Origin of the sequence: Dorea longicatena (genome assembly GCF_024168045.1) — a bacterium.
Lineage (GTDB): Bacteria > Bacillota > Clostridia > Lachnospirales > Lachnospiraceae > Dorea_A.
This window is the reverse complement of record NZ_CP100126.1, coordinates 2,200,968-2,220,065: the sequence shown is the minus strand read 5'-3', so window position 1 is coordinate 2,220,065 and position 19,098 is coordinate 2,200,968. Positions and strand designations below refer to the sequence as shown.

The 19,098-nt window shown below is 42.6% G+C and carries 16 protein-coding genes and 2 tRNA genes; 15 read left to right on the top strand and 3 right to left on the bottom strand.

Features of this window, described 5'->3' with window-relative positions:
• The first annotated feature begins 27 nt into the window (after positions 1-27).
• From clpX to NKF87_RS10460, 6 genes are all read left to right on the top strand, one after another.
• The gene (gene clpX / locus NKF87_RS10485; RefSeq protein ID WP_055282779.1) at positions 28-1,473 is read left to right on the top strand and encodes an ATP-dependent Clp protease ATP-binding subunit ClpX; all 1,446 of its coding nucleotides are present in this window, start codon (positions 28-30) and stop codon (positions 1,471-1,473) included.
• A 99-nt stretch (positions 1,474-1,572) separates the two neighbouring features.
• Entirely contained in the window at positions 1,573-2,931 is a 1,359-nt protein-coding gene (locus tag NKF87_RS10480; protein WP_117598509.1) for a sodium:proton antiporter, read from the top strand.
• Between the two features lie 15 nt (positions 2,932-2,946).
• Positions 2,947-3,948 (top strand): AAA family ATPase, encoded by a 1,002-nt coding sequence (locus tag NKF87_RS10475; RefSeq protein WP_055282774.1) that lies wholly within the window; start codon positions 2,947-2,949, stop codon positions 3,946-3,948.
• A 170-nt stretch (positions 3,949-4,118) separates the two neighbouring features.
• Positions 4,119-5,717, top strand: a complete 1,599-nt coding sequence (locus NKF87_RS10470) for a S8 family peptidase (RefSeq protein ID WP_253584334.1) — start codon at positions 4,119-4,121, stop codon at positions 5,715-5,717.
• Positions 5,718-5,745: 28 nt separating this feature from the next.
• Positions 5,746-6,036 carry a hypothetical protein gene (locus tag NKF87_RS10465; protein WP_055282772.1) on the top strand — a complete coding sequence of 97 codons (291 nt, stop codon included), beginning with the start codon at positions 5,746-5,748 and terminating at the stop codon, positions 6,034-6,036.
• Complete coding sequence (locus tag NKF87_RS10460) at positions 6,037-6,498, top strand: signal peptidase II (RefSeq protein WP_055282770.1); 462 nt, start codon at positions 6,037-6,039, stop codon at positions 6,496-6,498.
• 130 nt (positions 6,499-6,628) lie between these two features.
• On the opposite strand, the gene NKF87_RS10455 is transcribed toward NKF87_RS10460, so the two are convergent.
• Positions 6,629-6,699 (bottom strand) — tRNA-Gly (locus NKF87_RS10455).
• A gap of 15 nt (positions 6,700-6,714) precedes the next feature.
• Positions 6,715-6,789 (bottom strand) — tRNA-Pro (locus NKF87_RS10450).
• Positions 6,790-7,043: 254 nt separating this feature from the next.
• Between NKF87_RS10450 and NKF87_RS10445 the strand changes: the two genes are divergently transcribed.
• The 4 genes from NKF87_RS10445 to NKF87_RS10430 all read left to right on the top strand — a co-directional run bounded on the left by NKF87_RS10445 (position 7,044) and on the right by NKF87_RS10430 (position 11,354).
• A complete protein-coding gene (locus NKF87_RS10445; protein ID WP_253583564.1) occupies positions 7,044-7,946 on the top strand; it encodes a C39 family peptidase in 903 nt (300 codons plus the stop codon).
• 82 nt (positions 7,947-8,028) lie between these two features.
• Positions 8,029-9,240 (top strand): MalY/PatB family protein, encoded by a 1,212-nt coding sequence (locus NKF87_RS10440; protein ID WP_055282842.1) that lies wholly within the window; start codon positions 8,029-8,031, stop codon positions 9,238-9,240.
• Between the two features lie 29 nt (positions 9,241-9,269).
• Positions 9,270-10,226, top strand: coding sequence for an AEC family transporter (locus NKF87_RS10435; protein ID WP_253583562.1), 957 nt, complete (start codon positions 9,270-9,272; stop codon positions 10,224-10,226).
• A gap of 903 nt (positions 10,227-11,129) precedes the next feature.
• On the top strand, positions 11,130-11,354 hold the full coding sequence (locus tag NKF87_RS10430) for a hypothetical protein (protein WP_181978385.1): 225 nt from the start codon (positions 11,130-11,132) through the stop codon (positions 11,352-11,354).
• Positions 11,355-11,421: 67 nt separating this feature from the next.
• Here the strand turns inward: NKF87_RS10430 and NKF87_RS10425 are convergent, their stop codons facing one another.
• A complete protein-coding gene (locus NKF87_RS10425) occupies positions 11,422-12,339 on the bottom strand; it encodes an aldo/keto reductase (protein WP_055194377.1) in 918 nt (305 codons plus the stop codon).
• A 157-nt stretch (positions 12,340-12,496) separates the two neighbouring features.
• Between NKF87_RS10425 and NKF87_RS10420 the strand changes: the two genes are divergently transcribed.
• The 5 genes from NKF87_RS10420 (at position 12,497) to NKF87_RS10400 (ending at position 19,098) form a co-directional block, all read left to right on the top strand.
• Positions 12,497-13,843, top strand: a complete 1,347-nt coding sequence (locus tag NKF87_RS10420) for an MATE family efflux transporter (protein ID WP_117598558.1) — start codon at positions 12,497-12,499, stop codon at positions 13,841-13,843.
• 18 nt (positions 13,844-13,861) lie between these two features.
• The gene (locus tag NKF87_RS10415; protein ID WP_253583560.1) at positions 13,862-14,527 is read left to right on the top strand and encodes a response regulator transcription factor; all 666 of its coding nucleotides are present in this window, start codon (positions 13,862-13,864) and stop codon (positions 14,525-14,527) included.
• Between the two features lie 36 nt (positions 14,528-14,563).
• Positions 14,564-15,505 carry a sensor histidine kinase gene (locus tag NKF87_RS10410; RefSeq protein ID WP_253583558.1) on the top strand — a complete coding sequence of 314 codons (942 nt, stop codon included), beginning with the start codon at positions 14,564-14,566 and terminating at the stop codon, positions 15,503-15,505.
• 91 nt (positions 15,506-15,596) lie between these two features.
• Positions 15,597-16,271 carry an ABC transporter ATP-binding protein gene (locus NKF87_RS10405; RefSeq protein WP_253583544.1) on the top strand — a complete coding sequence of 225 codons (675 nt, stop codon included), beginning with the start codon at positions 15,597-15,599 and terminating at the stop codon, positions 16,269-16,271.
• Between the two features lie 4 nt (positions 16,272-16,275).
• On the top strand, positions 16,276-19,098 hold the full coding sequence (locus NKF87_RS10400; protein ID WP_253583542.1) for an ABC transporter permease: 2,823 nt from the start codon (positions 16,276-16,278) through the stop codon (positions 19,096-19,098).

Sequence of the window (19,098 nt, the reverse complement as noted above, 5' to 3'; positions counted from 1 at the left end):
ACGACAAAAAGTAAGAAGGAGAGAATAATGACCAATCAGGACGATAACAATCAGGAAATCGAAAAAGTAGAAGACGTCGAAGTAGAAACAACAAAGAAGACGTCAGATTCGGATGATAAGAAACAAAATGATGATGAGTATGAAAAAGTATGTTTTATATGCAGACGTCCGGAGAGTGTTGCAGGGAAGATGATCGAACTTCCGAACCACATCTGTGTCTGCAATGACTGCATGCAGAAGAGCTTTGATGCAATGTCGAACGGACCGATCGATTACAGTCAGCTGATGAATATTCCGGGAGTACAGGTATTCAACATGTCTGATATGGAGCAGAGTATTCCAAAACAGCAGAAGATCAAGAAGAAAAAAGAAGGCGAAGAATACAAGCCGTTAGTAGATATCCGGAATCTTCCGGCTCCGCACAAGATCAAAGCAAAACTGGACGAGTATGTGGTAGGACAGGAATATGCAAAGAAAGTGATGTCGGTTGCAGTATATAATCATTATAAGCGTGTGGCAACGGATTCGATGGATGACATTGAGATTGAGAAATCCAACATGCTGATGATCGGGCCGACAGGTTCCGGTAAGACGTATCTTGTAAAGACACTGGCAAGGATTCTGGATGTTCCGCTTGCAATTACGGATGCAACATCTCTTACAGAGGCAGGGTACATCGGTGATGATATCGAAAGCGTTGTATCCAAACTGCTTGCGGCAGCAGATAATGATGTCGAAAAGGCAGAACAGGGAATTATTTTTATTGATGAGATCGACAAGATCGCAAAGAAGAAAAACTCCAGTCAGCGTGATGTGAGCGGTGAGTCTGTACAGCAGGGAATGCTGAAACTTCTGGAAGGAAGTGATGTGGAAGTTCCTGTCGGGGCAACGAGCAAGAATGCAATGGTTCCGCTTACAACAGTGAATACGAGGAACATTCTGTTCATCTGTGGAGGTGCATTCCCGGATCTGGAAGGAATTATCAAAGAACGTCTGACCAAACAGGCAGCGATCGGATTCGGAGCGGATCTGAGAGATAAATACAATAACGACAAAGAGATTCTTAAAAAGGTCGCAACAGAGGATTTGCGTGTATTCGGTATGATACCGGAGTTCCTGGGACGTCTGCCGATTGTATTTACCTTACAGGGTATGAGTGAAGATATGCTGGTGGAGATATTAAAAGAGCCTAAGAATGCAATTTTGAAGCAATATCAGAAACTGCTTGCATTAGACGAAGTAAAATTGGAATTCGATGACGGCGCACTTCATGCGATCGCAAAAAAAGCAATGAAGAAAGATACCGGAGCGAGGGCGCTTCGTGCGATCATCGAAGAATTCATGTTAGATATCATGTATGAAATCCCGAAGGATGACAATATTGGAGAGGTTGTTATCACAAAAGAATATATTGAGGGAACCGGAGGACCGGTAATAATGTTGAGAGGTCAGGAAGTACCAAGGCTTCAATAATACATTTTACATATAGAATGCTAAGAGAGCTGTCAATGACAGCTTTCATTATGCAATGACACATAAGACTTTACTTGAGGAAGAATGGAGGAGAAAGGAATGGAGGAATTATCAGCTATTCCAGTTTGGCTCTGCATACCCTTTGCAGGGCTGTTGCTCAGTATTGCCGTTATGCCTCTGATCAAGCCGGACTGGTGGGAAAAGCATCAGCCGCTTGCAGTTGCGTTCTGGTCGGTACTGTTTATTGTTCCGTTTGCTGCAAAGTACGGAATGTTTACAATGGGAGAGACGGTTTTGGAATGTGTGGTAAATGATTATCTGACATTTATCATTTTATTGTTCGGTCTGTTCTGTGTAGCAGGTAACATTACAATTGACGGTGAGTTTGCCGGATCACCGAGGATCAATACGGCATTGTTTGTTCTGGGAACACTGCTTTCCAGCGTGATCGGAACGACCGGATCAAGTATGCTTCTGGTACGTCCGTTTATTAAGATGAATTCGTGGAGAAAAAGAAAAAGTCACATTATGATCTTTTTTATCTTCCTGATCTCTAATATGGGAGGATGTCTGACACCGATCGGAGATCCGCCGCTTCTGATGGGATTCATGCGTGGTGTTCCGTTTTTCTGGAGCCTGAAGCTGTTTCATATACTGATCTTTAACATGATCATTTTGCTGACGTTATTCTATTTTCTGGATAGAAGAGCTTACAGAAAAGATATTGCGGAAGGTAGAAAACCAGATATCAGAGAGCCCGGAACACACGTTAGAATTGTAGGACTTCATAATCTGATATATGTTGCAATGATTGTCGGAGCTGTAATCTTAAGTGGAATGCTTCCTGGTATGTCTGCATTCCAGAATGCGGACGGAACGGTAAAAGGAATCCATATCCTTGGAGAAGTGACGCTTGGATTCCCGTCTGTGATCGAGATCGTGATCATCCTTCTGGCAGCATTTTTATCATTTAAAACGACAAAAGAAGAAGTACGTATCCGTAACCATTTTACCTGGGGGGCAATTCAGGAAGTTGCGGTTCTGTTCATCGGAATCTTTATCACGATGCAGCCTGCATTGATGATTCTGAAGGCAAATGGTGCGGAACTTGGTATCAATAAACCATTTGAAATGTTCTGGGCAACCGGAGCACTGTCAAGTTTTCTGGATAATACACCAACGTATCTGGTATTCCTTACAACGGCGGGAGCACTTGGGTTCAAGAGCGGTGTTGTGACGACACTTGGTTCGGTTCCTGTTAAGATGCTGGAGGCAATCTCCTGTGGAGCTGTATTTATGGGAGCAAATACCTATATCGGAAATGCGCCGAACTTCATGGTAAAATCTATGTCAGATGAAAATGGTGTGCGTATGCCATCGTTCTTCGGATATATGGTATGGTCACTGACATGTCTGATACCGGTATTTATTATCGATATGCTGGTATTCTTTTTGTAAGGGGAGGTGCGGAACATGGAAAATAAGAATAAATACTATGACATAGCGGAACGGATCTATGATCTGGACGGAGAAGTCTATGAATGTGTAGGTTCTTCTCTTGGCCGTACCTTTACGGGAGACAAACGTACTTGTGTAGAAAGTCTTGTGAAGCTGATGCGTACAAAGCCACAGGGGCATCTGCTCAGAAGTGAGCTTGCGCTGATCAGTAACATGGCACGTACGATCCGTAAGGATGAAGACCGATCCAGACTGATGAGAAAATATGATGAGATATTAAAAGAAATCGCAGAACTGCCGGCAGGTTTTGGAAAAGTTGAGATTCTGGATGAAAACAGGGCAAAGCTAAATACATCGAACCTGCGTCAGAAGTTTTCAAAGGATGATCATCTGATCATCTGTATCGGAAGAACACATGGAAGTGCGGGTAACGATATTGGATTTGCACTGGCGGATGCACTCAGGATCAACTATTACGATGCAGAGATATTCAATGAAGTATTGAGACGTCTGGACGCGGAGAAAGATTCGGTTGTAGATGTGGCAGATCTGGGAACAAATGAGATTGAGAATAAGTACCAGGGATCCGGACGGACGTTGAAAGAACGTCTGAAAGATTTTGACCGTTATCATGGTCTGACAAAAGAAGATGCAATCTTCTTTAATCAGAGTGATCTGATATGTAAGAAGGCAAAAGAAGAAGATTTCATTGTTATGGGACGATGTGCGGATGTGATACTGGCAAATAATCATATTCCACATATCAGTATCTTTATTACAGCTCCTTTTGAACAGCGTGTACACAGAGTCATGGAAGTCAATAATCTGGATCATAAAAAAGCAGAACGCCTTTTGAAGAAGATTGACCGTCAGCATTCGAAATATTACAATTTTTATACCGGCCAGAAGTGGGGAGATGCTGTGAACTATGATATCTGTTTTAACAGTGCAAGTTATGGTATCGAAGAATCTGTGGAGATCATCGAGCGTATGCTGAACCAGCATACAAATGCATAAAAATATTAATGAATGACACGAAGTCTTTCATATACATAAAACAAATGTATATGAAAGGCTTTTTTTCATTGGAAGACAGATGTAAAGAAAAGATATTATCGGAAGATTACTGGGATTTTATTATCTCGCCATACAGGGAAGATGAGTTAGAAGGAGTGGATACAGAAAAGATGTGTATCCAGGAGCTGGATTTCGGATATAAAAGTGTGTCGTTAGACAGTCGGATGTTACTTCCCTTATCCTTGCGGCAGTACTGGTACGGCGCGATCCCCAAGTGCTATACACTTCTGGATATGCAGCCGTTAGATGCAGCCGGAATTATTACGCTGCAGAATTATCCGACGCTGCAGCTTATGGGAGAGGGGATTATGATCGGTTTCCTGGATACGGGGATCGATTATACCCATCCGGTATTCTGTAATCTTGACGGGACAACAAGAATTGCGGGGATCTGGGATCAGACAATTCAGGGTGGGGATCCGCCGGAGGGCTTTCTGTATGGAACAGAGTATACCGAAGAAAGAATCAATGCGGCTCTGCATTCGGAAAGTCCGCAAGAACTGATCTCTTCGGAAGATACAGATGGGCATGGAACATTTGTTGCAAGTGTGGCTGCCGGAAGTGCAGAAAGCAGTGGACAGTTTCTTGGGGCTGCCCCGGAGGCGGTGATCGCGATGGTAAAGCTTAAGCCGGCAAAAAAATATCTGAAAGAATTTTTTGGGGTTGCAGAAGATGCACACTGTTATCAGGAAAATGATATCCTGGCCGGACTTCGGTATCTGAATGAACTGGCCCGCAGACGGGAGATGCCGCTTGTGATCTGTATGGCGATCGGAACCAGTTTCGGAGGGCATAATGGTGACTCTTTGCTTGCAGGAGTTCTGGATGGCTATGCATTGCTGAGAAACCGCTGTGTAGTAACGGGAACCGGGAATGAGGCAGCGCAGAGACATCATTATTACGGAACATTTACGGAGGCACAGAATATACGGACAGCGGAGATCAGGGTAGGGGAAGGGGTGAAAGGTTTTGTGACGGAGTTATGGAGTACCCTTCCGAACATTGTGACAGTGTCGATCACATCACCTTCCGGAGAACGTACCGGGCAGATTCCGGTACGTCTGGGATATCTGTTTGATTTTGTATTTGCTTTTGAACGGACGGCTGTTACGGTGGAGTACAGACTTCTGCAGGAGAATAGCGATGCACAGCTGGTGTTTATCCGGCTGCGGAAAGCAGTACCGGGAATCTGGAAAATAGAAGTAAAGCCTGTGATGCAGCCGAAGGGGGAGTTTCATATGTGGCTGCCCATGAAAGAGTTTCTGGATGGAGAAGTATATTTTCTGGAATCGAATCCGGATACCACATTTACAGAACCGGCAGGAGGGGAGCATACGATGACGGTGTCTTATTATAACAGTCAGGAGAATACGGTTGATATTAATTCGGGCAGAGGGTATACTAGAGATGAAAGAATCAAACCGGATTATGCTGCACCGGGAGTAGCGGTTACCGGTGCGGTACCGGGCGGAGGATTCAAAGAACGCACCGGTTCAAGTGCAGCAACAGCAATTGCGGCAGGTGGCTGTGCACTGATCATGAAGTGGATCAGTGATCAGCCGGGAGCGGGTGGAGCATCAGCCAGTCAGGTAAGGAATGTGATCGTGATGGGTGCGCAGAAGCTTCCGGCGATAGAATATCCAAATACACAGTGGGGATATGGAACGATGAACTTGTATCATTCACTGGATATTTTAAGACGGCTGTAAAGAAGAACGAGATAAGGAGAGGATACAGATGGCAGATTTTTTTGAAGAATTCAGCAGAAGAGTTTCAGATGTTGCGAGTGACATCACTAAGAAGACAGGAGATACACTGGAGATTCAGAAGATCAAAAGTAATGTACGAACTTTAAAGAGAGCAAATGAAAGAGATCTTGCAGATATCGGTCGTATGGTATATGAGAAGTTCCAGAGTGGGGAAGTATCCGACATGGATTACGTAACGCTCTGTGAAGAAATCGAAAAACGCGAGGAAGAGATTGAAAAGCAGGAAGAAGAGATTGTGAAGATCCAGGGAGAGATATAGATGCACACAAGCATACCGGGTGCGATTGGAACACTGTTTGGTCTGGATATGGCTGTAAAACAGTACATAGAAGAAAATGTAAGTGAGAAAGAGGAAAAAAACTTTTGCGGGACAAAAGTCCTGATCAGAAAAGTATACAACAAAGGCTTTGCATTTAATTCCATGGATTCCGAACCGGATAAGGTAAAGAAAGCGTCTGTGATAACGACGGCAGTGATCCTGATGCTGACATTGGCAGAATCATTCCGGGAAGGTCATAAGGTGACTAAGACAGCATGGACATTACTGAGTGCAGGAGCCATCAGCAATACGTATGACCGGATCGTCAGAGGTAAAGTCGTAGATTACATTGGTATAAGATCTGACCATAAGATATTAGGTGATGTAACAGCGAATTTGGCAGATGTCTATATCCTGATAGGATCTGTCCTGATGTGGATGAGAAGAATCGGAAAACGATAACAGGAAATATAACAGAAAATAGAATATTGGAAAAAGGAAAACACTATACTCCATCTTCTTTCGGATAGAATATAGTGTTTTTGTATTTACACCTTTATATGAGAATGAAATTAAAATCAGGCATGAAAAAAGCGGGTGATGGGAATCGAACCCACGTATCCAGCTTGGAAGGCTGGTGTTCTACCATTGAACTACACCCGCAAAATATATTATAAATCGGGGTGACAGGATTCGAACCTGCGACCTCCTGGTCCCAAACCAGGCGCTCTAGCCAAGCTGAGCCACACCCCGATATTGTGTTGTGTCCTTAAGACAAGATGTATCATATCATGATTGAAGATAAAATGCAAGCAGAAATTGAAAAAAGATAAATAAAAGGGATCGGTATCTATTCAGCAAAAGAATTTTTAGAAGAATTTTTAGAAAAAGTTAAGTTGTATCTGCAGACATGCTGTTGTATAATTAAGAGCGATGTCGAAAAATTCTTTCGAACAGATGATGCAGAAAATTTTGAAGATTTTCAAAAAAGAGGACTGAATTGACAGATGAAAGTGATGAATCATACAGAAGAACAGCAAATAGAAAACAAGACTTCTCTTTCAAATGGTGCAAAAAGAAATCGGATTTTCATATATATAGCAATAGCAGGTGTGATAGCAGCAGTGATAACTGCTGCTTTTACTGGCTATTATCTTCATCAGGAGCGTGCAGAAGAGAAGAAACAGGAAGAATTATTAAAAGCCGAGAAGGCAAAAAAACAGAAAGAAAAAAAAGCTAAAACAACGGAAACAGCCGAACAGAAGTTAGAGCGTGTCCGCAGCCAGGCAGAGGAGCTGGGAGTACCACAGAGTGTGATCGAACTGTTGGACAAGAATGCAGAGACGGTAGATTTTGTAGCAGATTATGAGAAGAAAAAGGACAAGCCTTATGCAGATACGATAGAAGCAGATCTTTCAAATGGAAAAATTCCGGAACTTTTACAATGGGATGAACGCTGGGGATATGCACCGTATGGAACGGGGATCGTAGCGACCAGTGGATGCGGACCGACCTGTATGGCAATGGTGGCAGCAGGACTGAATCAGGATGCATCCATTACTCCGGCGAAGGTAGCAGCATATGGAACCGAACACGGTTATGTGGATGAGGAAAATAATACCTACTGGAGGTTCATGGATGAGGCAGGTGCGAACTGGAATCTGAACAGCGTAGGTGGCATGCTTTCAGAAGAACAGGTAAGCGCAGAACTGGCACAGGGACATCCGGTCATATGCAGTATGGGACCGGGAGACTTTACGCAGATCGGTCACTTTATTGTTCTGACCGGCTATGAGAATGGTACTGTAACGCTAAATGATCCGTTCAGCATTAAGAATACGAATACAGCATGGATATTTGCCAATATCAAAGATCAGATCAAGGCAATGTGGACATTTTCAAAAAAATAAGATGCTCAATGTGGAAAAGTTCTGAAAGAACAGAAGCATGATGTGGAAAACTCTTGGATTTTATGAGAAAGGAGAACAGAATATGAGATATGACTTTACAAAAATAATAGACAGACATGGCAAAGATGCGATTGCGGTGGATGGCTTGGGAAAGAATCCGGGATTTGCGCCTGAGCCGCCAAAAGACGGATTCGATGTAATCCCGATGTGGGTAGCTGATATGAATTTTGAGACTGTTCCGACAATCCCGAAAGCAATTATGGACAGAGCGGCACACCCGGCATATGGATACTTCAGCCCGGTGGAAGAGTATTATGATTCGATCATCCGCTGGCACAAGATCCGTAATAATGTAGAAGGTCTGATGCCGGAGTATATCGGATATGAAAATGGAGTATTAGGCGGGGTGATCTCGGCACTGACAGCATTTGCGGCACCGGGAGATGCGGTACTTCTCCATAGTCCGACCTATATCGGATTTACGAAATGCATCACGGAGAACGGATATAAGATCGTACATAGCCCTCTGAAAAAGGACGAAAAGGGAATCTGGCGCATGGACTATGAAGATATGGATGCAAAATTAAAAGCCAACAACATCCATGTGGCGGTTTTCTGCAGTCCGCATAATCCGACCGGACGTGTCTGGGAGCGCTGGGAGATAGAAGAGGCAATGGAAGTATATAAGAATAACGAATGTGTTGTGATCGCAGATGAGATCTGGTCAGACCTGATCTTAAAAGGAAGCCGGCACATTCCGACACAGTCGATCAGTCCAGATGCCAGAAACCGTACGATTGCATTCTATGCACCGAGCAAGACTTTTAATCTGGCGGGGTTGGTAGGAAGCTATCACATTGTCTTTAACCGAATGTTACGTGACCGTCTGGAGGCAAAATCCAGAAAGTCACATTATAATACGATGAATGTACTGTCCATGCATGCGCTGATCGGAGCCTACGAGGCAGAAGGATATACCTGGGTGAATGAACTTTGTCAGGTGTTGTCGGAAAATGTAGAGTATGCGGTCAATCATATTCGTGACTATTACAGAGGAATCAATGTCAGCAAGCCGCAGGGAACTTACATGTTGTTCCTGGACTGTGAGGACTGGTGTGAAGAGAATTACAAGTCATTGGATGAATTGTTGAAAGCCGGCTGGGATGTCGGTGTTGCATGGCAGGATGGAAGACCGTTCCATCAGGAATACGGAATCCGTATGAATCTAGCACTGCCGCTTAGCAGAGTGAAAGAAGCATTTGAACGTCTGGATGAGTATGTATTTCATGTGTAAAGAGCCGGGAATGAAAGAAGTGAGGGAAATTGAAAAATATTATTGTATCATTTAATGTAATCGCACCTGTATTTTTTCTTATGGTGTTAGGATATCTGTTAGTCAATTATACCTCTCTGGCAGACCGTAAGCTTACAAAACAGGCCAATGCGATTGTTTTTAAGATATTTTTGCCGTGTATGTTATTCTATAATGTCTATCAGAGTGACATCGGGGCAGAAATTCACAGCAGGGTTAAGCTGTGTATCTGGGCGGCAGGCGGACTTCTAATCCTGTTCGTACTGCTCTGTCTGATCGTTCCAAAGGTTGTGAAGCAGGAAAATCAGCAGGGAGTCGTGATTCAGGGAATCTTTCGCAGCAATTACGTAATCTTTGGAGTTGCGGTTGTGCAGAATATGTATGGAGCAAAAAGCACAACAACGGCGGCGATTTTAAGTGCGATCCTTGTACCGATGTATAATTTTCTGGCAGTAGTTGCACTCTCGATTTTCGGAGAAAAGAGGGAGACAGACTGGAAGAAGATTATTCTTGATATTGTGAAGAATCCGCTGATCATATCTTCGGTGTTGGGAATTATATTTTCGCTGTTGGGAATCAGACTTCCGACGGCAGTGGATACAACGGTTCAGGATCTGGCAAAGCTTTCAACGCCGATTGCATTCATGATCCTGGGAGGAGATCTGGACTTCTCAAAAGTGAGAGGAAATTTAAAAGTTGCATCGGTGGTACTGACGATCAAGCTTGTGATTTTACCACTTATTATGATTCCGATGATCGTTATGATGGGATACAGGGATGCGGATCTGTTGTCAGGCCTGCTGGCATATCAGACTCCGGTTGCGGTATCCAGTTATATCATGGCACAACAGGCGGGAGCAGATGGACAGCTTGCCGGACAGCTGGTGGTGTTTTCATCGGTGCTTTCGATCTTTACGTTGTTTGTGACGATATTGATATTGCGGACGATAGGATTGCTTGGGATTTAATTCAGGAAGGCTGTGGATACCCGAACCGGAATAAAGCTTGGAAAGGCGTTCCTGCTCAGGTTCCATTGGCGGGTCAATTCTAAAGGGGCAAAATTCTGCTAAAAGCAGGCTTTCAAAATTTGAAACTCGGCATACGCCTCAAACAGTCAAATTTTGAAAACCTAACGCAGAATTTTGCCCCTTAAGAATTACCAACGCCTCTTTCACATTCACTGGAACGCCTTTCCAAGTTTTATTCCGTGTGTATCAAATGCCTTAAGAATTAAATGGCAAATGCGTAACCGTAGTGGCTTCCACCGGGTTACACTTCCGGGTATTTTATTTATTAACATTCGCTGCCAGTCACGACTTGAAGGAAACAATAGATAAGGATTATTGTGAATGTGGAATGCCGTTAGAAACAATTAGAGAGTCAGAAGCACCGTTAAAGGAACGAAGCGAACGTGTTTGAGGCGAACGCCGAGTTTGAGCGTAGTTCCTTTGCTTTTAGGTGATTCTGACTCTCTTAGTGTTTCTTATGGTATGGAACCTGAACAAGAAGCCTTATCTATTGTTTCTTTCAAGGACTGAGAGGCCGTTTTCCAGTTAATAAATTAAATCCCAAAACAGTAATTGCAGTTTAAGAAAGCTTATGTTAATATACATTCATCGACAGCTATTCTGTCTGTCGGATAAATTCAAAATATATAAGAATCGGGTCTTGTATATTTCAAAATAGCGTTAGCTATTCGTGAGGGAAATCAGAAGATAATTCACAGAAAATTTTGAAACAAAGGAAAAATGAAAAGCATATTTGCACGATTGATGTTGCAGAAAAAATATATTTTTCTTATACTAAGAGTAAACATCCGGGATTTTTTTCGTGCAGACTATCTGAAAAGAAAAGGAAGCGAGGTTGTAAATATGTTGACGGCTGAGTATGATTATGAGACAGATATTGAAGTACAGAGAGGCGAAGCATATGATGAGGGAAGAGAAGAGGGGAAATTAGAAGGAAAATTAGAAGGTAAATTGGAAGAAAGAAAAAATCTTACAAAAAAACTATATGAAGAAAAATTTACAGTTGCTGAGATTTCAAAACTGTTGAAAATGAAAGAGGATGAAGTGAAAGAAATTATTAATTATTAGCAGAAGGGAGCTGATCGTAGCTGATCAGCTCTCTTTGTAATCGTGTACAGCTTTGAAGATAGTAAGCTTACGGCAGCCGATTTCCGGCAGCCATATACAACCGATACCACTCTTCACGGGTCAGGTGCACATTAGATGCCTTACTGATCTGAGCAATCCGCTCCTTATTAGTTGTGCCGATGATCGTCTGGATTCCGGCAGGGTGGCGTAAGATCCAGGCAACAGCGATGGCACTGTCGGTTACATTATATTTTTCAGCCAGTTCATTGATGACCTTATTGAGTTCCGGGAATTTTTCATTTCCAAGAAAGACGCCTTCGAACATACCGTACTGGAATGGGGACCATGCCTGAATGGTGATATCTTTTAAGCGGCAGTATTCGAGAATGCCGCCGTCACGGTTGATCGCAGAATCATTGTACATATTTGCATTGATTCCGGAATTGATCATTGGACAGTGTGCGATACTGAACTGCATCTGGTTGATGAGAAGTGGTTCATCCAGATATTTATTCAATAATTCTATCTGCATCGGAGTCTGATTGCTGACACCGAAGTGACGTACTTTGCCGGCGGCTTTTAAAGTATGGAATGCATCGGCTACTTCTTCCGGTTCCATTAATGTATCCGGGCGGTGTAGCAATAAGATGTCAAGATAATCTGTGCGCAGGCGGTTCAAGATATCATCTACGGACTGCAGGATATGTTCTTTGGAAAAATCAAAAGCAATACCGGGGCGGATCGCGCATTTGGACTGCAGAATGATCTGGTCACGCAGGGAAGGAGTCAGAGCTTTGCCAAAAAGCTCTTCGCATTGTCCTTTTGCATAGATATCTGCATGATCGAAGAAATTGATGTCATGTGCAAGCGCAGTGTCTATCCATTCTTTTACGGCATCTGCCGTTTCCAGACTATTAATACGCATACATCCCATACCAATTTCCGGAACAGATAAATTTGTATTGTGAAGTGTGATTGTTTTCATGGAAACCTCCTTAGATAAAACATTTGTATAAATGTATTTTAACATATCGTGTAAAGAAAGATAAAAGAAAAATTCAGTGAATTTGAATCGTTGACTAATTTTGTAATTGGGAATAGAATTAAGAAATGAGTATTTCTAAAGATAAGGACATTACAATATGGAAAGAGATTTAACAACAGGAAGTGTATTTAAAACAGTCATTTATTTTTCACTGCCATATCTGTTATCGTACTTTTTGCAGACATTATATGGTATGGCAGATTTATTTATAGTCGGACAGTTTGGCGGTGTCAGCAGTACGACGGCGGTATCGATCGGAAGTCAGATCATGCATATGCTGACAGTTATGATCGTGGGGCTTGCAATGGGAGCGACGGTTATGATCGGACGATGTATTGGTGCGAAAGACTACAAGAAAGCATCGGAGACGATAGGGAATACTGCGACGATGTTCATGGGAATTGCGATCATACTTATGATCATATTACTGGCAGCAGTCAGACCGATCGTCAGTGTAATGTCTACTCCGGTTGAAGCCGTAGAGGGGACGATCCGTTATCTGACCATCTGCTTTATAGGAATTCCTTTTATTACGGCCTATAATATTATCAGTGCAATTTTCAGAGGAATCGGGGATTCGAAAAGTCCGATGTACTTTATTGCGGTAGCATGTGCGGCGAATATCGGACTGGACTATCTGTTTATCGGAGTGATGGGACTGGATGCGGCCGGAGCCGCACTTGGAACGACCATCGCACAGGCAGTCAGTGTTATCGTGTCATTGACAGTGATCATTAAAAAAGGCACAGGGATCAAATTAAGAAGGTCTGATCTGCGGCCGAAGAGGCACACGATGAAAAACATATTAAAAGTTGGTGTGCCGGTTGCATTACAGGATGGATTTATACAGATATCCTTTATCGCAATCACGATATTTGCCAATCAGCGTGGATTAAATGATGCGGCGGCTGTAGGAATTGTGGAAAAGATCATCGGAATACTGTTCCTGGTACCATCTTCGATGCTGTCAACGATATCGGCACTTGCTTCGCAGAATATCGGTGCCGGTAAGCATGACCGTGCACGTCTGACATTGCGGTATGTATTGTACATGACAGTAGGATACGGATTAGCTGCGGCAACGATCGTGCAGTTTCTATCTGTTCCATTTGTCGGATTATTTACGAATGACGGTGCAGTACAGATACTTGGAGGACAGTATTTAAGAAGTTATGCATGGGACTGCGTATTTGCAGGAGTGCATTTCTGTTTAAGTGGATATTTTTATGCATATGGCTTGTCTATCGTATCATTTATCCACAATTCCATATCTATCGTATGTGCCAGAATTCCACTGTCTTATTATGCGGCAACGCATTTTCCGGATACATTATTTCCGATGGGGTGTGCGGCACCGGCAGGATCGATGGTGTCTATTGTCATCTGTGTCGGGGTGTTTGTATGGATGAATAAACACACGGAAAAATATATGGAAAGAACATAGTAATCGGAGAGAAAATATATGACGATCGGAATTATAGAAGACGACACATTATTACATCAGGCACTCAAAACAGCACTGCAAAACGCAGGCTATCAGACCGTATCCGCATATACAAAACAAGAGGCTCTTACTACAATTACAGGCAGTGAGAGCCTTCTTCTCATTGACATTGGACTTCCGGACGGCAATGGACTTGCATGTTACAAAAAGATCCGGGAAAAGGCAGAGATACCGGCCATTTTCCTGACAGCAAGAGATGAAGAAACGGATATGTTGACAGCATTTGACACAGGAGCAGACGATTATGTGGTAAAACCATTTTCCATGAAAGTGCTTCTAAAGCGCATAGAGGCAGTGATCGGACGGAACAACAGAGAAAAACAACTGGCATGCGGAGAAATAATATTATTTCCTGATAAGAAGCAAGTATACAAGAACGAACAGGAAATTATTCTTACAGCCAGAGAATATCAGTTACTGGAATATCTGATGTACAATCAGGGAAATGTACTGACGAAAGAAAATATCCTGGAATATGTATGGGGACTGGATGGCCAGTTTGTAGTGGATAATACCGTCAGCGTTACGATCAACCGGCTGCGGAAAAAGATAGAAACAGATGCAGGATCACCGATATATCTGAAAAATGTATTTGGATTGGGATACAAGCTGGAGTGCGTCTGAAAAAGTAATGGCAGATACAAAAAGGAAGAGAAAAGAATGAATATCATAATAATCGTAGTGGCAGTAACGGCAGGAGTAATTCTGGGTGGAACTGCCATGTATGTTTATCAGGGAAAATGCAGACAGAAAGAACTTAAGTTATTAGCAGAATGTATGGAAAAGATATTGCGAGAGGAAAAGATCCGGGAAACAAAAGCAGGGGAAGAGACATTATATGCAAGACTGGAATCCAGACTGGTAAGGATCCAGGAAATGTTAAATGGACGGACAGAAGCTGCGGAGAAGAGTAAAGATGAGATCCAGAAGCTGATTTCAGAGATTGCACACCAGATGCGGACACCCCTTGCCAATATCAGGACATATCAGGAATTATTAGAGGAAGAATGGAGTAAAACCGGGACAAAGACGGATGAAAATGTGGATAACTATCTAAATGCGATGAGATCCGGAGAACAACAACTGGAATTCCTGACAGAAGGATTCGTGAAGATGTCCAGACTTGAGCAGAACATGATTCAGATACGGAAAGAAGAGACAGATCTGTTAAAGACCGTGAGAAACTGTCTTGGAAGAATTCAAAAGAGGGCAGAAGAAAAACAGATTGCATTTAGGATAGAGCTGCCGCAGGAAGTCAACTGTCCGCATGATGCCAACTGGCTCGGAGAAGCAATCGATAATATTCTGGATAATGCCGTGAAATACAGTCAGATTGGCGGAACCATAGAAATGATAGTCCAGAAGAATGAAATGTGTGCAAAAATTCTTGTAAAAGACAACGGACCTGGAATTGAAAAAGGAGAAGAGCATAAGGTCTTCCAAAGATTCTACAGAGGCAAGAACGTGACGACACAGAAAGGCTATGGAATCGGGCTTTATTTGGCAAGAAAAATTATAAGCCTTCATGGCGGATTTATGATTGCAAAAAACAGATATTCGGAAAAAGGTCTGATGATCGAGATAAATCTTCCAGTCTGTTAGAAGTTTGTTAGATTTGTCCTGTATGCTGTATGAGACAAGTGAAAGTTCCGATACGAAACGGACACAATTATAAGCAAGGAGAAAAAATCTTATGGAAATGATAAAAGCAGCAGGATTAAAGAAACATTATGTGACAGATAATTACGAAGTCCACGCGCTGGACGGAGTGAGTCTGTCCGTAGAAGAAGGGGAATTCCTGGCAATCATCGGTACATCAGGAAGCGGGAAGACGACATTACTTCAGATACTTGGCGGCCTGGATGAACCCACTGCAGGTGGCGTCTGGATACGCGGCAACAGTCTGAAAGATATGACGGAAGATGAACGCACGATATTCAGGAGAAGGAATATCGGATTCGTATTTCAACAGTATAATTTGATCCCTGTTATCAATGTATATGAGAATATCGTACTTCCGCTCAGACTGGACGGTGCAGAGATTGATGAAAAATTGCTGGAAGATATTGTAAGAACGTTAAAGATTGGAGAAAAGTTAGAGAATCTCCCGGAAGAACTGTCCGGCGGACAACAACAACGAGTGGCAATTGCAAGGGCGTTAATGGTAAAGCCGGCAGTACTTTTGTGCGACGAGCCAACAGGAAATCTGGACTCTGTCACAAGTATGGAAGTAATTGCATTGTTGAAGACTTGTGCAGCAAGATTCCACCAGACGGTGATTGTTGTGACCCATCAGGAAGCAATCGCACAGATGGCAGACCGTATCTTGCGCGTAGAAGACGGGAAATTATACAATGCGGAGGTGTAATGAAATGAATGGATTTACACCGAACAATAATACGAACGTGATCCGGCTGCTTTCGGAAGCTATCAGAAAATGTAATAAAGGCAGAAACCGGATTCTTATGGGAGCAGTCGTTTTATGTATTCTTACACTGACATTTGTCTTTGGAACGGCTTACGGAAAAATAAATGCAGAATATACGAAAAATATTCGGATGGATGGAACAACGGCATCCACTTACATAGAAGAGGGAACAAAGCAGCAATATGAAAAAGCACGTTCCTTAGGATATGTAAGAGAAACCGGAAGAAGAATGAAAATGGGTGAAGCCACAGAATCCGGAAAGAAAGAATCTATCTGTTCCATACAAGTGCTGGATCAGACTGCATGGGAAAAGATGATGAAGCCCGCCTATACCGGTGTCCATGGAACCTATCCCAAAAAGCAGCAGGAAATCATGCTTCCGGTAAAGACATTAAAAAAGCTTGGAATTGATAATCCGAAAAGAGGGATGAAGATAGCACTTGATATATCGATCAGCTTTTTTCAGACAGAAAAAGAAGAGTTCAAATTATCAGGCTGGTACAGTGCTTATACAGAAGATAATGGAAGAAGCAAAGCAATCGGATATGTGTCAGAAAAGAAACTGAAGGACTGGGGTTATGATATTAAAGATGGTTCGGATATTCTGATCTGTCCGGCGAATGACATGGACTGGAAAGATACAGAAGAAAAATTATATGAAGATGTACCGATGAAAGACAATTCCCAACAGATCATTGCGACAGATACAGCGAAGAACCGGGCTGTAAAAGAGGTGACAGGAAGTTACGGGATGGCAGCAGTGGAGGCAGTTGTGATTATCTGTGGAATGTTTTTGCTTGTCTACAATGTGATGCAGATCTCCATGGCAGGCGATATCCGTCAGATGGCGCTGCTCCATACGATCGGTACAACGAAAAAGCAGCTCCGTAAGATCTATATCCGGCAGATCATGCGGACGATAGTGCTGGGAGGTATTGCAGGTATAGGTTTGTCGGTTGTGTTATTGCGATATCTGATACCGCAACTATTGGGTAGACAGTATCTGAATGGATATGGAGGCGCAGAAGAACTGCAGATCTTTCGGGTGGAAATCTTGTTGTTAGCGGTAGTCTTCACGTTGTTGGTAATCTTGGGTGCATCGGAACAGGTGATCTGGCAGACTGTAAACAGAACCTGTATAGAGGGAATGCATTACACGGAGCAGAAGGGAAGCAAGAAACAACAGCATGGAAAAGCAGGTCATGCAGATAAAGGAGCAGTCTTAAACAAGAAAAAAAGAAGCGAAACACAGGAACTGTGCTTTATGGCATGGAAGAACGTCACAAGATACAGGCAGGGATTTGTCATTACAGTTAGTTCATTGTTCCTCGGAATAGAAATGTTCCTGATTGTCATGGTGATCACAGATGGAAGTGATTATGCGAATATCATTAATCAGAGACCGGATTTCCTGATCGCAGGGGAATTCAGTGAGTCTGCACAAAAAGATGGAAGCGGGACAGAATATCAGACACAGTCGCCGGATCAAGATCCACTGAGATCAGAAGGAAATAATTTCGAATTATTATATGACAATGACTACGATGAGTTTTCACCGATATCAAAAAAAGTGCGGAAACAATTATGGAATCTTGACGGTGTGAAGAAGAAGAAATCCTACATAACCGAAGGAGCATACGTGCTTTCCGTCATATCCAGAGATGGAATACGCCCGCTGGAAGAGGATACTTATCTGGGAAACAATGTAGAATATGCGGAAGAAATCAGTATTGATTATGCTTCCGGGGCAAAGATGATCAAAGGCCTGGATGCTGATACCGTTCAGATTGTCAGCGAAAATGAGATAAAAGCATTAGAAACATATGTAGAGGAAAACAAGCTGAAAGTCGATATGGACAGTCTGAAAAACGGAACAGGAGTAATGATCATCCATGATCATAAGCTGTCACAAAAGCAGGAAAAACAGGCAGAAAAAGCAGTGGGAGAAACGGTATGTTTATCTCCGTTAAAGAACAAAGAAGCATGCATCCGGTGGAATTCCATGACGGCCAAAGAAAGGGATAAGGAAGATGAGAAAATAAAGGCAGAAACGCCGTCTACAGAATATACGTTAAGCGGCTATCTGGATAATCAGGCAGATGGCTTCCCGGAGATCCACCAGACCTGGCATGGTGCAGAAGGAGATATCTATTATCTGGTCAGTGAAAAAGGATTTAACCGTTTATCTACGAAGAGAAAGACATTTTGCATGGAATTAAACGTAGAGAAAAAGAAAGAAAAAAAGATCATGCATGAAATCCAGAAGATTCTTTCGGCAGAAAACCAGCGGCGGAAAAGCAATACACAGACAAGCCCGGACGGAGAAGGGGAAGCAGGCATTTTCTACATTGCAAGATCAGATCTTATGAAGAAAAATGCAGACTACATTCGTGGAAACAGGATTATGTTCGGAAGTATCAGTGTAATATTATTGTGTGTCGGACTGGTTAATTATTTTAATATTATGTTTACAGGAATTGTGGGCAGGAAAAAAGAGATGGAGATTATGAGAAAGATTGGAATGACACGCCGGCAGGAAAGAAAGCTGTTATTGCTGGAAGGCAGCTATTATGTACTGCTTATCGCAGGCCTTGTAGCGTCAGTTGGAACAATCATACTAAAAGGAATCGACGTTTATATGAGAAAACAGCTTTCTTATTTTACCTTTCATTATCCGGTCGGAGCGGTTGCAGGAAGTATTGTAATTCTGGAAATATTGTGCGTTATAATTTGTAACCTACTTATATTGAAAAAAATAAAAAAGTAG

Bases quoted from the DNA above. Each gene is read 5' to 3' on its own strand.
- NKF87_RS10405 (WP_253583544.1), top strand. From the start codon at position 15,597: ATGGAAATGATAAAAGCAGCAGGATTAAAGAAACATTATGTGACAGAT.
- clpX (WP_055282779.1), top strand. From the start codon at position 28: ATGACCAATCAGGACGATAACAATCAGGAAATCGAAAAAGTAGAAGAC.
- NKF87_RS10420 (WP_117598558.1), top strand. From the start codon at position 12,497: ATGGAAAGAGATTTAACAACAGGAAGTGTATTTAAAACAGTCATTTAT.
- NKF87_RS10425 (WP_055194377.1), bottom strand. From the start codon at position 12,339: ATGAAAACAATCACACTTCACAATACAAATTTATCTGTTCCGGAAATT.
- NKF87_RS10465 (WP_055282772.1), top strand. From the start codon at position 5,746: ATGGCAGATTTTTTTGAAGAATTCAGCAGAAGAGTTTCAGATGTTGCG.
- NKF87_RS10445 (WP_253583564.1), top strand. From the start codon at position 7,044: ATGAAAGTGATGAATCATACAGAAGAACAGCAAATAGAAAACAAGACT.
- NKF87_RS10480 (WP_117598509.1), top strand. From the start codon at position 1,573: ATGGAGGAATTATCAGCTATTCCAGTTTGGCTCTGCATACCCTTTGCA.
- NKF87_RS10470 (WP_253584334.1), top strand. From the start codon at position 4,119: ATGTGTATCCAGGAGCTGGATTTCGGATATAAAAGTGTGTCGTTAGAC.
- NKF87_RS10430 (WP_181978385.1), top strand. From the start codon at position 11,130: ATGTTGACGGCTGAGTATGATTATGAGACAGATATTGAAGTACAGAGA.
- NKF87_RS10475 (WP_055282774.1), top strand. From the start codon at position 2,947: ATGGAAAATAAGAATAAATACTATGACATAGCGGAACGGATCTATGAT.
- NKF87_RS10410 (WP_253583558.1), top strand. From the start codon at position 14,564: ATGAATATCATAATAATCGTAGTGGCAGTAACGGCAGGAGTAATTCTG.
- NKF87_RS10400 (WP_253583542.1), top strand. From the start codon at position 16,276: ATGAATGGATTTACACCGAACAATAATACGAACGTGATCCGGCTGCTT.
- NKF87_RS10460 (WP_055282770.1), top strand. From the start codon at position 6,037: ATGCACACAAGCATACCGGGTGCGATTGGAACACTGTTTGGTCTGGAT.
- NKF87_RS10440 (WP_055282842.1), top strand. From the start codon at position 8,029: ATGAGATATGACTTTACAAAAATAATAGACAGACATGGCAAAGATGCG.
- NKF87_RS10415 (WP_253583560.1), top strand. From the start codon at position 13,862: ATGACGATCGGAATTATAGAAGACGACACATTATTACATCAGGCACTC.